The sequence below is a fragment of the Methylobacterium sp. Leaf99 genome, from assembly GCF_001422375.1.
GTDB lineage: Bacteria > Pseudomonadota > Alphaproteobacteria > Rhizobiales > Beijerinckiaceae > Methylobacterium.
On the sequence record NZ_LMMU01000007.1, the window covers coordinates 847,383 to 860,052 of the forward strand.

Below are 12,670 nucleotides of genomic sequence, written 5' to 3' on the forward strand. Positions count from 1 at the left end.
AAGGGGCCGCACGAAAAACCTGTCGCCGTCGGTCATCGCCCCGAGCACGAGGGCACCACGGGAGTTTCACGGGAGGCCGTCACGAGGTGCTGCGATCACCCCGCGGGGGCCGCCGGAGGGCGCGCAGGGCGCCGCGCAGGGTGCGCACGTCCTGTTCCGTCATCGCCATGCGGTGGAGCATGTCGCGCATGTTGCGGGCGATGATATCGCGCTTCTCCGGCGGGTAGAATCCGGCCGTCGCCAGGCTGTCCTCGAGGGCTCCGACGAGGGAGGCCATGGCCTCGCGGGTCGCGGGCGGCGCCAGCATCTCGCCCGAGAAAGGCAGGCGCGCGAGTCCCGCCGCCCGGCGCCACTCGTATCCGACGAGGAGAACCCCCTGGGCGAGATTGAGGGAGGGGAACTCCTCCGTCACCGGAAAGGTCACGATGGCGTCGGCGAGCGACACCTCTTCGTTGCTCAGGCCAGCCCGCTCGCGCCCGAACAGGATGCCGACCCTCTGACCGTCCCGGACGACGACATCGCGCATGGCGTCGTCGGGACCCATCACGCGCTTCATCTGCCCGCGCTCGCGCGCCGTCGTCGCAAGGACGTAGTGAAGGTCGGCGATCGCCTCCGCGACCGTGGCGAACACCGTCGCGTTGTCGAGCACATGGGTCGCGCCCGAGGCCGCCTCGCGCACGCCCTTCTTCGGCCAGCCGTTCTTCGGGGCCACGAGGCGGAGTTGGGACAGACCGAAATTGGCCATGGCGCGCGCGACCATGCCGATATTCTCGGCCAGCTGCGGCTCGACGAGGACGACGACGGGCGCGCTCGGCATGGGCCTAGATCTTTCCGTCGAGGCCCATCTGGTAATATTTGTGGATGATCTTGTCCTGGTTCTCCAGCAGCCAGTCGATGGACGGCTCGTTGGTCATGGCCTTGCGGATGGCCTCGGTCATGCCCTTCCGCTGAATCTCGAACAGGGCCTTGTGGTCCACGGTCTCGGCCTCGATCACCCCGGGGCTGAGCCAGACCGAGCAGATGATGCCGAGGTCGTTGGCCTTTTCCTTGGGGATATAGCCCAGCCGCACGGCGTCGAGGACGCCGTTGGCGATGGCGAACTGCACGGTGCCCATGAGAATCGAGGTGTACTTCGACTCGGTCACGCTCACCTTGGAGACGCACAGGGTCACCGGGCGGACCATGATGTCGGTGTTGAGCAGGGCGAAGACGCGGCTGTGGCCGACCACCTGATCGCCCGTGAGGGTGGCGAGCGCGATGCCGACAGGTCCATCGAGTTCGCCGATGATGACCTCCGGCTCGGCGGCCGTGTTGGGCGGGCCGCCCGCGACCAGGGCCTCGCCGGCCCGCAGGATGATGCGTTCGCTCATGGTTTTTCTGTTCCGTCCCACTTCGTGATGGGAGCCAGATCCCCCCTCGCGCCGCGAATGTCCAGAGGCGCGGTGGCCCTGACAGATGCCGCTGCCTGTCACGGCGCCAGAGGTCCCGTCCGCCTTCCGTCGCTGCGACGCCCGCGCTATGACCCGCCCGCGGGGCCGCACGGCATTTGCATGGGGCCCCTCGGAATCTTTGCGGAAGGCCTGACACGCGATGGATAAGATCAAGGTAGCCAAGCCCGTCGTCGAACTCGACGGCGACGAGATGACCCGGATCATCTGGAGCGAGATCAAGACCAAGCTCATCCACCCCTATCTCGACCTCGACCTCGAGTATTACGATCTCGGCGTCGAGCACCGCGATGCCACGGGCGACCGGGTGACCGTCGAGGCCGCCGAGGCGATCAAGCGCCACGGCGTCGGCGTGAAGTGCGCCACCATCACCCCCGACGAGCAGCGGGTGAAGGAATTCAACCTCAAGGAAATGTGGAAGTCGCCCAATGGCACGATCCGCAACATCCTCGGCGGCGTGATCTTCCGCGAGCCGATCATCTGCAAGAACGTACCCCGCCTCGTTCCGGGCTGGACCCAGCCCATCGTCGTCGGGCGCCACGCCTACGGCGACCAGTACAAGGCAACGGACTTCAAGGTGCCGGGCAAGGGCCGCCTCACCATCAAGTTCGAGGGCGAGGACGGCACCGTCATCGAGCGGGAAGTGTTCAACTTCCCCTCCCCCGGCGTCGCCCAGGCCATGTACAACCTCGACGATTCGATCCGCGACTTCGCCCGTGCCTCGATGAACTACGGTCTCAACCGCAAGTACCCGGTCTATCTGTCCACCAAGAACACCATCCTCAAAGCCTATGACGGCCGGTTCAAGGACCTGTTCGAGGAGGTGTTCCAGAACGAGTTCAAGGCCAAGTTCGACGCGGCCGGCATCACCTACGAGCACCGCCTCATCGACGACATGGTGGCCTCGGCCCTCAAATGGTCCGGCGGCTACGTCTGGGCCTGCAAGAACTACGACGGCGACGTGCAGTCCGACACCGTCGCCCAGGGCTTCGGATCGCTGGGCCTGATGACCTCCGTGCTCCTCACCCCCGACGGCCAGACCGTGGAGGCCGAAGCCGCGCACGGCACGGTGACGCGCCACTACCGCGAGCATCAGAAGGGCAAGGAGACCTCGACCAACTCCATCGCGTCGATCTTCGCATGGTCGCGCGGTCTCGCCCACCGGGCCAAGCTCGACGGCAACGCGGATCTGGCCAAGTTCGCCACCACCCTGGAGACGGTCTGCGTCGATACCGTCGAGGCCGGGTTCATGACCAAGGACCTCGCCCTCCTCGTCGGCCCGGACCAGAAGTGGCTCTCGACGACGGGCTTCCTCGACAAGGTCGATCAGCACCTCAAGGCCGCCATGGCCTGAGACGGAGGACGCGGCTTCGTCGGGGGCGGGGCCGCACCTCAAGCCTTGGCGGCGTTGCGCCTGCGCGTCTCGGCGGCCTTCTTCGCCGAGGCCGAGCGCTGTTCCGGCGTGCGGGCGGCGGAGGCCTTGCCGCCGGCCTCGCCACCCGCATGGGCCGCCAGGTGGCCGGTCGATCGACCCCGGCCCGATCCGCCGGGTTTCTTCCCGCCGCCGTCATCCTTGTTGACGGTGGCCCAGGCGCGCGCCTCAGCAGCTTTTTCCGGAACGCCACGGGCCTCGTAAGATTCGGCGATGTGCTCGGCCTTGCGCACCTGCTTGTCGGTATAGCGGGACTTGTCGCCCTGCGGCATGGTCGGTCTCCCGTTCGCTGCCTCTTCAGCTCATCCCCATCGGCCCGTCGAGGACGGACCGGACCCGCCGGATCAGCTCCGTGCGACGGTAGGGCTTGTTCAGAAGTTCGAACTCGTTTCCCCCCGCATCGGTTCGCTCCAGGCTCGCCTCGGCGTAGCCCGTCGTAAGCAGCACCTTGAGGCAGGGCCGCCGGTCGCGGGCCGCGCGGGCCAGGACGATGCCGTTCATGCCGCCGGGCATGATCAGATCCGTGAACAGGAGATCGATGGTCGCGGCACTGTCCACGATCTCGAGGGCTTCGCGTCCGTTGCGGGCCATCAGAATCGTGTAGCCGAAGTCCCTCAGGATGGTGCGTGCGAGTTCCGCCACGTCCTCGCGGTCATCGACGATGAGCACCGTTTCGGTCCCGGGCGGCTCGACGGGCGGAGGATCGATACGGGGCGCGGCCCGCGTCTCGCCCTCTCCTCCCGCCGGGAACGACAGGCTCACGGCCGTGCCCTCGCCGACCTGTGAGGTGATCTGGGCAGCCCCCCCCGATTGCTTGGCGAAACCGTAGACCATCGATAGGCCGAGGCCGGTGCCCTTGCCCTCCTCCTTGGTGGTGAAGAACGGGTCCATCACCCGCGCCAGCGCAGTGGACGGGATGCCGACGCCGGTGTCGACGATGCTGACGGTGACGTAACGCCCGGGCTGAAGCGGGCCGCCATGGGCGTCGTGGCCGGGGCCGACCTCCCGGTTGCACGTGGCGATAGTGACACGGCCGCCGTCCGGCATCGCGTCGCGGGCATTGATGAGGATATTGAGGAGCGCGACCTCAGTCTGGGCCGGATCGACCCGGCAGGTCCAGAGGTCGGGGGCGAGGCGCAGGTCGATGGTCACGGCATCCCCGAGGGTCCGGTCCACCCTCTCGCGCAGGTCGGTCACCAGGCTGTTGAGATTGACCGCGCGGCCCTGGAGGCGCTGGTTGCGCGCGAAGGCGAGGAGTTGCTGTGTCAGGATCGTGGCGCGTTCGGCGGCGACGCGGATGTTCTCCGTGGCCCGGCGTAGGCGGCCCGTATCCGGCTCCGGCCGGTCGAGCCCCGCGCTGAGGATGTCGACGTAGCCGACCACAACCTGCAGCAGGTTGTTGAAGTCGTGGGCGATCCCGCCGGTCAGCTGACCGAGGGCCTCCATCTTCTGTGCCTGGCCGAGGGCGTCCTCGGCATCGCGGCGGCGTGACACGTCGAGCTGGGAGGCGAAGAAGTACACGAGCTCGCCCGCGGCGTCGTAGACCGGCGAGATGAAGAGCGCGTTCCAGAACGTCGAGCCGTCCTTGCGATAGTTCAGGATCTCCGTGGCGAAGTCCTCGCGCGCGGCGATGGCGCGGGAAATTGCCGCCACGAGCTTTCGGTCGGTCTCCGGACCCTGGAGAAACCGGCAGTTGCGGCCCACCACCTCGTCGCGGACGTAACCGGTCAGGTCTAGGAACGCCTGATTCGTGAAGATGATCGGATTGTCGTCCTGCCCCGGATCGGTGACGACCATGGGCATCCGCGTCGAAGCGATGGCGGCGAAGAAGAGATCACCGTGACGGTCGGTTCCGCCGGAGGCCGATCCGGTGGCCACCCGCACTCGCACACCCGTCGGCGGGGTTTCAGGCGTCTGGTTCATGCGGGTCCGCTTCAAAGGAGCGTCGAACGGAGGGCGCGGTTCACGAGACGGCAACGGCCGAACCCGCTCCCGTATCCCTTCTTCAGCCGTCTCGGCCCACGCCTTCGAGGCAGGGACGATGCCGGACCGGCACCGTCCCTGCGACGGTCACTCCTTACGGGCGCCGAAGCGGACGTTGTCGATGTTGGCGCGCTCGAACGCCTGCATCACGTGCTGATACGACCGCTCCATCTCCGTCACCTCGCTGTCCTCGACTTCCTCGGGCTTGAGCACGAACATCAGCATCGACCGTCCGGTGACGTCGTAGCGCTCGCCCACGGGCACGCTGACGACCTCCTGGCTGTCGGGCAGGTTGGTGTCGAGGAGGCGCGTCCAGGCCGTGGCGCCGACGGTAGCCGGCAGGGTGAACGAAACGAGGTCGTGGTAGGCGTTGTAGAGCAGGAGCAGGGTCGCATCGCCGCCCCGGCGCTGGATGCCCGAGACCTGCGCCCGGCCGTCGAGGACCACGGCGAGCGACCGCGCATCGCCCTGAGACCAGTTCTCGGGCGTCATCTCGGTGCCGTCGGGGGTCAGCCATGTGACGTCGCGAACCCCAAGTTCCTCGTCGAAATCGCCCGTGAGGAAGCGCCCCCGTGTGAGAATAGGCAGCGATTCGCGAAGGATCATCAGGCGCTGGGTGAACTCGGTGAGATCCCGTTCCTCCGGGCCGATGGCGCCCCAGTCGAGCCAGGAGATCTCGTTGTCCTGACAATAGGCGTTGTTGTTGCCGTTCTGGGTCCGGGCGAACTCGTCACCCGCAAGCAGCATCGGCGTTCCACGGGACAAGAACAGGGTTGCCAGCATGTTGCGCATCTGGCGCAGGCGCACGGCCCGGATCTCGGGATCATCCGTCGGTCCCTCGACGCCGTAATTGTTCGAGAGATTGTGCGAATGGCCGTCGCGGTTGTTCTCGCCGTTCGCCATGTTGTGCTTCTCGTTGTACGACACCGTGTCGTTCAGCGTGAAACCATCATGGGCGGTGAGGAAGTTCACGGACGCCCAGGGCTTGCGCCCGCGCTTGTTGAACTTGTCGGCCGACCCCGTGAGGCGCGACGCGAGGGAGGGAAGCAGCCCCTCGTCGCCCCGCCAGAATCCGCGCACGTCGTCGCGGTAGCGGTCGTTCCACTCGGCCCAACCCGGCGGGAAGCCGCCGACCTGATAGCCGCCCGGTCCGCAATCCCACGGCTCGGCGATGAGCTTGACCGAGTTGAGCACCGGGTCCTGCCTGCAGGTGTCGAGGAAGCCGCCGCCCTCGTCGAAGCCGTGCGGCTCGCGGCCCAGGATCGTCGCGAGATCGAACCGGAAGCCGTCGACCCGCATCTCGGTCGCCCAGTAGCGAAGCGAGTCCGTCACGAGCTGCAGGACGCGGGGGTGCGACAGGTTGAACGTGTTCCCCGTGCCCGTGTCGTTGATGTAGTAGCGCGGCTCTTTCGGCATCAGCCGGTAGTACGAGGCGTTGTCGACGCCCTTGTAGGACAGGGTCGGCCCCTTTTCGTTGCCCTCGGCCGTGTGGTTGTAGACCACGTCGAGGATCACCTCGAGGCCGGCGCCGTGCATGCGGGCAACCATCTCCTTGAACTCGGAGAAGGCGAAGTCCGGCACGGCCGCGTAGCGGCGGGCGGGCGTGAAGAACGAGATGGTGTTGTAGCCCCAGTAATTCACCAGGTCCTTTTCCTGCAGGTAATCGTCCTGCACGAAGGCATGGACCGGCAGGAGCTCGACGGAGGTGACCCCGAGGCTCTTGATGTAGTCGAGCACCGCCGGAGTTCCGAGGCCCGCATAGGTGCCACGCAGCTTCTCCGGCACGGCCGGGTGCAGCTTGGTGAAACCCTTGACGTGGGTCTCGTAGAAGATCGTCTTCTCCCACGGCACGTGGGGCTTGCGGTCACGTCCCCAGGTGAAGGCCGGGTCGATGACGCGGCTGCGCCGGGTGAACGGCGCCGAGTCGCGCTCGTCGAAGGTCAGGTCGTCGCCCGTCTCCATCTGGTAGCCGAACAGGGCCGGATTCCAGGTGATGGAGCCGACGAGACCCTTGGCGTAGGGATCGATGAGCAGCTTGTTCGGGTTGAAGCGGTGGCCGGCCTTCGGCTCGTAGGGACCGTGCACGCGGTAGCCGTAGATGGTGCCGGGGCGCGCATCGGGCAGGTAGCCGTGCCAGATCTCATCGGTGTATTCGGGCAACTCGATGCGCTCGAGTTCCTCCTCGCCGGCATCGTCGAACAGGCACAGTTCGACCTTGGTGGCGTGAGCCGAGAACAGGGCGAAGTTGACGCCGAGCCCGTCCCAGTTGGCGCCGAGGGGATAGGGCGAGCCTTCCTTGATGCGCGATCGCCGCGCGGAACCCTGCGCGGACGCCCTGCCGGTCTGAGAAAAATCGTCTGCCATAACTGCTCCAGGGACGGTGCCGGACCCGGTGTGGCGCAAACACCGGGCGTCACGGCACGCCAAAACCGCTACGGCAACGCTTACGCTTGGGTTGAAGGTCCCCCGTGGCGGAAAACTTTTTGCGGCGCGAAGTGAGGTCGGCGACCCTTGGCGGGGAGCCAAAGGCACGACACCTGCCCCCTGTCCGTGGCACGATCCCACGGCATGGGCGTTGCGACGTGATCCGCGCCGTTCGACAGACACCATTCCGCGCGAGGCATACCGATGACCGACCAGCCCAACGGCCTCCAGAACATCGCGGACCGGCACGGGGTGAGCCTCGACGCCGTGCGCCACCTCGTCCGTGCCCTCGAGGCCGGGCACGGCACCATGGCCCAGTTCAACCATCCGGAACTCGGTGGCTTCGGCCAGTGGTCGTCGGGGGGCATGACGATGATCGGCAACATGTTCGATTCCGGCCTCAAGGCCCGCGTCGCCGCCTTGTGCGGCGCCCTGGCCGACGCCTTGCCGCCGGCGGGGTTCGCCGAACGGGACGGCGTCTCCGGCGCGTGGTGGCCGCGAGGCCTCGGACGACCGGCGACGTCCGGAGCTCAGAACGGCCAGCGCTACGCATACTTCCCGCACGCACAGCGCGTTGCCGTCGAGGCGGACGGGCAGGTCGCCGTCTACGACACGGAAGGCCACCACATCACCGGTGTTTCGCAGCAGCAGGGTGGCACCCGCAGCCTACGCTTCTCCGGGCCCGATGGAGTCATCGACCTCGAGACCCTGCGCCGGATCGATGGCGACGCGGCGGGGCAGGACGAGCCGAGCACCCCCGAACCGACCCCGCAGCCGAAGCCGTTCACGCCCGAGCCCCTGCAACGCCCGGAGCCGGCAGCACCCCGCCCGCCATCGTCGGCCGACGATGTGCTCGCGACCCTGGAACGCCTGGCGGAACTGCAGCGCAAGGGCGTCCTGACGGAGGGGGAATTCGCGGCCAAGAAGGCCGAGCTTCTGGCGCGTCTCTGACGAGACGGCGACGGGGCTTCGCGTCCCGCGCGAAACGCCCGGTCGTTGTCGGATTTCACCCCGGGAACGACAACGCCTCCGAACTTCCCGACAACCCCTCATCCACAACGCGAAAGCCGCACCTGCCTCGCCGCAGGCGGCGAGAGTCCCATGTCAGGCGGCATGGGACTCTCGCGCGACCTCATCGATATCCGGACGATCTATCACGAGCCGGCGGTCGCCGGGTTTTCGCGGGGCCGGGCGATCCTCGATCGCTTCCCGGACGCCGAGCGCATCCCGGTTCCCTCGCACTGGAACATCCCCGCCCTGCACGGCAACGCCGGATCGGTGGAGGATTGGGTGCGGATCAAGCGCTCCACCCTCGTCCTCGGGGTGAAGAAGGGACTGACCATGCGGCCCAACGGCCGCAGCGCCCACTTCATCGCGCCCTCGACCTCCAACGGCTGCGCCATGGCCTGCGCCTATTGCTACGTGCCGCGCCGCAAGGGATTCGCGAATCCGATCTCGCTGTTCGTCAACGTCGAGGCGGTCTGCGCCGCCATCCGCCGGCATGCCGACCGGCAAGGCCCCCTGCCCGAGCCGGACAGCGTCGACCCGGCGCTCTGGGTCTACGACCTCGGCGAGAACGGCGACCTCTCCGTCGATGCCGCGATCAGCGATACGGTGCGCGACCTCGTCGGCCTGTTCCGCACCCTGCCCAACGCCAAGGCCTCCTTCGCCACCAAGGCGGTAAACCGCGATCTCCTGACCTACGACCCGCAGGGCAAGACCCGCATCCGGTTTTCCATGATGCCGGAGCGCATCGCCCGAGTCGTCGATGTCCGCACGAGCCCGATCCCCGAGCGGATCGCCGCCATCGACGACTTCGTGGCCGCCGGCTACGAGGTCCACCTGAATTTCTCGCCGGTCATCCTCTACGAGGGCTGGGAGGCGGACTGGGCCGAGCTGTTCGCGGCCATCGACGCCGGAATCGGGGACGCGGCCCGGGCTCAGGTCAAGGCCGAAATCATCATGCTGACCCACAATGCCGATCTGCACGCGGTCAACCTCGGCTGGCACCCGAAGGCCGAGGATCTCCTGTGGCGCCCGGACATCCAGGAAGCCAAGGTCTCGCAGGGCGGAGGGGCGAACCTGCGCTACCGCACGGGCTGGAAAGGTCGCTGGCTCGCCCGCTTCACCGCGCTTCTGGCCGAACGGATGCCCTACTGCACCGTGCGTTACGCATTCTGACCCTCGTTTGGAGACCGGCCGTCCATGAGCCACGAAACCCATCTGCACGACGCCGTCGCCCTTGCCCACAGCAACGTCCTGTCGGGGGGAAGGCCCTACGGCGCCGTGATCGTCCGCGACGGTGCGGTGCTGGTCCGCGCCGTCAACCGGACGGCGGAGACCAACGACCCGACGGACCATGCCGAGATGGTGGCGATCCGCGAAGCCAGCCGACTGCTGGGCTCGTCGAAGCTCGACGGTTGCGTCGTCTACGCGAGCGGACGCCCCTGTCCCATGTGCCACGCCGCCATGCGGCTCTCGGGCATCCGCGAGGCCTACTTCGCCTACACGGCGGAGGATGGAGAAGCCTACGGCCTCATCGGCGCCGGCATCTACGCGGAATTGTGCCGTCCCCTCGACGAACAGCCGATGCGGGTGAGCCACCACCCGGTGACGGCGGAGGAGCATCCCTACGCGGCTTGGCGCGCTCGCGAGAGCGGCGAGGCTTGAGTGATTGGCTTGGGCGCGATCCGACGCTAGCCTCGCACGATGACCGAGAACGACCTGCGCGAATCACGCGCCGCCCTGATACTCCTGGCCGTGACGGTCGCCTCGGTGCTGATCTTCGGCGCGGTCACGATCCTGATTCAGCTCTGACGGGGGCGTGCCCCGGCGGGATCAGTGCGTCCAGGGTGCCGTGCGGTTGAATTTGAAGTTGTCCGAGTAGGACAGGCCCTTGCGGACGATGGGCCGGTGCGGCTCCTCGACCCGGTAGGACAGGCGGGCGCGGGTGGCGTAGGCGATGGCCTCGTCGCGGGTCTCGAATTCCAGGCGCACCTGCTGCAGCATGTCGGAGGAGCCGGTCCAGCCCATGAGCGGATCGGTCTCGCGCGGGGTGCTCTGGTCGAATTCGAGGACCCAGACCTTGGTGCGCGCCATCCCGGACTGCGATGCGTCCTTGGCGGGCTGGTAGATCCGGGCGCTCGACATCGGACGGTTCCCAACGGTCACGGGGTTTGCCGGTCGAGAGATGGTCGGGGCGATAGGATTCGAACCTACGACCCTCTGGTCCCAAACCAGATGCGCTACCAGGCTGCGCTACACCCCGACGCGTTCTCGACGCCCCACGGCTCATAGGAGCTTTGCGGGGTCCGGGCAAGGATGGATGCGCTCAGGCGAGGATGTCGAGGACGCGTTTCTCCATGTCCAGGGCGGTGCGCAGCATGGCTGCGTTGAGGCTGACATCGGTCTTGGCCTCCATGAGGTTCAGGGCCGTGCTCGACAGATCGACCTGGGTCGCCGCCGGCAGGCTGGTGCCGATGGTCGCCACGCCTTCGGCGGCCTGGGCGAATCGCTGCGTCGCCGCCGCCATCCCGCCGCTGCTGATCGACACTGCGCTGATCATGGGCCGTCTCCCTCACCCGCTCCGACGAGAAGAGCACGCAACCCGTTAAGCGAAGGGCGCGCGAACCCGTCGCATTCGATCGAACCCGGACCGGGCGCTTGAACCCGGCCCACCCCGGCGCCAACTCGGCCACAGCGGCCGACGCGACGGCTCGCCCGTATGAGGTGTCCGATGATCGATCTGCATTACTGGCCGACGCCGAACGGCCACAAGGTGACGCTGTTCCTCGAAGAGGCCGGCCTGCCCTACGCGATCAAGCCGGTGAACATCGGCGCGGGCGACCAGTTCAGGCCGGACTTCCTCGCCATCGCCCCCAACAACCGCATGCCGGCCATCGTCGATCACGCACCGGTGGACGGCGGCGAGCCGGTCGCCATGTTCGAGTCCGGCGCGATCCTGCTCTACCTCGCCGAGAAGACCGGCCGGTTCATCGCTCAGGATCTGCGCGGCCGCGCCGAGGTGCTGCAATGGCTGTTCTGGCAGATGGGCGGCCTCGGGCCCATGCTCGGGCAGAACCACCATTTCAGCCAGTACGCGCCCGAAAAAATTCCCTACGCCGTCGACCGCTACGTCAAGGAGACCAACCGCCTCTACGGCGTCCTCGACCGGCGTCTGGCCGACCGCGAATTCGTGGCGGGCGCCGATTACTCCATCGCCGACATGGCCGCCTATCCCTGGATCGTGCCGTACGAGAAGCAGGGCCAGACCCTGTCCGACTTCCCCCACCTCGCACGCTGGTTCACCGCCATCGCCGAGCGTCCGGGCACCAAGGCAGCCTATGCCCGAGCCCCGGAGGTCAACCCCGACCATGGCAAGACCATGAGCGAGGATGCCAAGCGGGTGATGTTCGGCCAGACCGCGAAGGGCCGGGCCTGAGCGTCAGCGCCCCAGCGAGTCGAGCGGTACCGGAGCGGCGTGCGGGCGGGTCGCCAGCATGCCGTCGAGGAGGGCCAGCACCTCGGGCCGTCCGCAATTGGCGGCCGGCTCGAACGGAGTCCAGGTCTGGGTGAAGTCGAGGGCGGCGAACACGTCGCGGTAGCGCCGCAGCTCGTTCGTCGTGAGCGGCACCCCGCGCACGAACGCCTTGTGGGCCGAAATCGTCGTGGCCCGGCGAAAGTCCTTCGGGTCGAGCTCGAACTTCAGGGCGTCGCCGCAGAACAGGATCTTTCGCGCGCGATCGAACAGTACCGCGTGGCCATCGAAATGGCCGGCGGTACGATGGAGTTCGAGGCACGGCAGCGGTTCGAGGAAGTCGTCGTAGGGCCACGACACCTGGAGCGCGGCGCTCCAGATGAAGTCGGCCGCCGGCAGGCACACCTCCGGGTCGAAGCGATCCTGCAGCTGCACCAGCGCGCCGTAGGCATGCGGGTGGGAGGACGACAGCACCTGCATCCCGCCGAGGGTCGCGATGTGCCGGAGCGCCGCTTCGCTGAAGACCGGGCAGGCTTCGAAGCCCATGTTCCCCTGCGGTGTCTGGATCAGGTACGCGCTCGGGCCGATGCCCGAGACGGGGTCGTTCCAGAAGCGCCAGACCCCCGGCTCCAGTTCTTCCCAATGGCAGGGGAAGCGCTCCTGCGCCTCGGCCTCGGTCCAGAACTGCCAGCCGTTCTGCGGCACCACGTGACGCGCATCGAGACACATGGGGCAGGACGCCGGCACCGTGAAGTGACGCTGCCAGAAGCCGCAATTGTCACAGGTGTAGGCGGGCAGATCGAGGGCGCCCGCGAAGGGCAGGTAACCGGGAGACACGGGCGTTGCTCGGGTTCGGGTGGCGTTGCGGGATCGCGCCAAGCATATAGGCGGGATCGCCGCCGCTTC

General features: G+C 67.5%; 13 protein-coding genes and 1 tRNA gene. 5 read left to right on the forward strand and 9 right to left on the reverse strand.

Features of this window, described 5'->3' with window-relative positions; translation table 11 throughout:
• Positions 1 to 79: 79 nt before the first annotated feature.
• Together ASF28_RS14805 and ASF28_RS14810 are read right to left on the reverse strand one after the other, a co-directional pair.
• On the reverse strand, positions 80 to 817 hold the full coding sequence (locus ASF28_RS14805) for an RNA methyltransferase (RefSeq protein ID WP_056093925.1): 738 nt from the start codon (positions 815 to 817) through the stop codon (positions 80 to 82).
• Positions 818 to 821: 4 nt separating this feature from the next.
• Positions 822 to 1,370 carry a formaldehyde-activating enzyme gene (locus ASF28_RS14810; protein WP_056093928.1) on the reverse strand — a complete coding sequence of 183 codons (549 nt, stop codon included), beginning with the start codon at positions 1,368 to 1,370 and terminating at the stop codon, positions 822 to 824.
• A gap of 220 nt (positions 1,371 to 1,590) precedes the next feature.
• Here ASF28_RS14810 and ASF28_RS14815 point away from each other — a divergent pair, with 220 nt between their 5' ends.
• Entirely contained in the window at positions 1,591 to 2,802 is a 1,212-nt protein-coding gene (locus ASF28_RS14815; protein ID WP_056093930.1) for an NADP-dependent isocitrate dehydrogenase, read from the forward strand.
• 38 nt (positions 2,803 to 2,840) lie between these two features.
• On the opposite strand, the gene ASF28_RS14820 is transcribed toward ASF28_RS14815, so the two are convergent.
• The 3 genes from ASF28_RS14820 to glgX all read right to left on the reverse strand — a co-directional run bounded on the left by ASF28_RS14820 (position 2,841) and on the right by glgX (position 7,227).
• Positions 2,841 to 3,152, reverse strand: coding sequence for a hypothetical protein (locus ASF28_RS14820; RefSeq protein WP_056093934.1), 312 nt, complete (start codon positions 3,150 to 3,152; stop codon positions 2,841 to 2,843).
• A 25-nt stretch (positions 3,153 to 3,177) separates the two neighbouring features.
• Positions 3,178 to 4,803 carry a hybrid sensor histidine kinase/response regulator gene (locus tag ASF28_RS14825; protein WP_056093936.1) on the reverse strand — a complete coding sequence of 542 codons (1,626 nt, stop codon included), beginning with the start codon at positions 4,801 to 4,803 and terminating at the stop codon, positions 3,178 to 3,180.
• 147 nt (positions 4,804 to 4,950) lie between these two features.
• A complete protein-coding gene (gene glgX, locus ASF28_RS14830; protein ID WP_056093939.1) occupies positions 4,951 to 7,227 on the reverse strand; it encodes a glycogen debranching protein GlgX in 2,277 nt (758 codons plus the stop codon).
• Positions 7,228 to 7,491: 264 nt separating this feature from the next.
• On the opposite strand from glgX, the gene ASF28_RS14835 reads away from it, so the two are divergent.
• The 3 genes from ASF28_RS14835 to ASF28_RS14845 all read left to right on the forward strand — a co-directional run bounded on the left by ASF28_RS14835 (position 7,492) and on the right by ASF28_RS14845 (position 9,957).
• Positions 7,492 to 8,238 (forward strand): SHOCT domain-containing protein, encoded by a 747-nt coding sequence (locus ASF28_RS14835; protein WP_056093942.1) that lies wholly within the window; start codon positions 7,492 to 7,494, stop codon positions 8,236 to 8,238.
• A 162-nt stretch (positions 8,239 to 8,400) separates the two neighbouring features.
• Positions 8,401 to 9,468, forward strand: a complete 1,068-nt coding sequence (locus ASF28_RS14840) for a spore photoproduct lyase family protein (protein WP_056093945.1) — start codon at positions 8,401 to 8,403, stop codon at positions 9,466 to 9,468.
• A 24-nt stretch (positions 9,469 to 9,492) separates the two neighbouring features.
• Positions 9,493 to 9,957, forward strand: coding sequence for a nucleoside deaminase (locus ASF28_RS14845; RefSeq protein ID WP_056093948.1), 465 nt, complete (start codon positions 9,493 to 9,495; stop codon positions 9,955 to 9,957).
• A gap of 168 nt (positions 9,958 to 10,125) precedes the next feature.
• Here ASF28_RS14845 and ASF28_RS14850 read toward each other — a convergent pair whose 3' ends face one another.
• From ASF28_RS14850 to ASF28_RS14860, 3 genes are all read right to left on the reverse strand, one after another.
• Positions 10,126 to 10,437, reverse strand: a complete 312-nt coding sequence (locus ASF28_RS14850; RefSeq protein WP_056093951.1) for an ETC complex I subunit — start codon at positions 10,435 to 10,437, stop codon at positions 10,126 to 10,128.
• A 41-nt stretch (positions 10,438 to 10,478) separates the two neighbouring features.
• Positions 10,479 to 10,555, reverse strand: a tRNA-Pro gene (locus ASF28_RS14855).
• 63 nt (positions 10,556 to 10,618) lie between these two features.
• A complete protein-coding gene (locus tag ASF28_RS14860) occupies positions 10,619 to 10,852 on the reverse strand; it encodes a hypothetical protein (protein ID WP_056093955.1) in 234 nt (77 codons plus the stop codon).
• Positions 10,853 to 11,023: 171 nt separating this feature from the next.
• Here ASF28_RS14860 and ASF28_RS14865 point away from each other — a divergent pair, with 171 nt between their 5' ends.
• Positions 11,024 to 11,728, forward strand: coding sequence for a glutathione binding-like protein (locus ASF28_RS14865; RefSeq protein ID WP_056093957.1), 705 nt, complete (start codon positions 11,024 to 11,026; stop codon positions 11,726 to 11,728).
• A 3-nt stretch (positions 11,729 to 11,731) separates the two neighbouring features.
• On the opposite strand, the gene ASF28_RS14870 is transcribed toward ASF28_RS14865, so the two are convergent.
• The gene (locus tag ASF28_RS14870) at positions 11,732 to 12,601 is read right to left on the reverse strand and encodes an MBL fold metallo-hydrolase (protein ID WP_056093960.1); all 870 of its coding nucleotides are present in this window, start codon (positions 12,599 to 12,601) and stop codon (positions 11,732 to 11,734) included.
• Positions 12,602 to 12,670 lie beyond the last annotated feature (69 nt).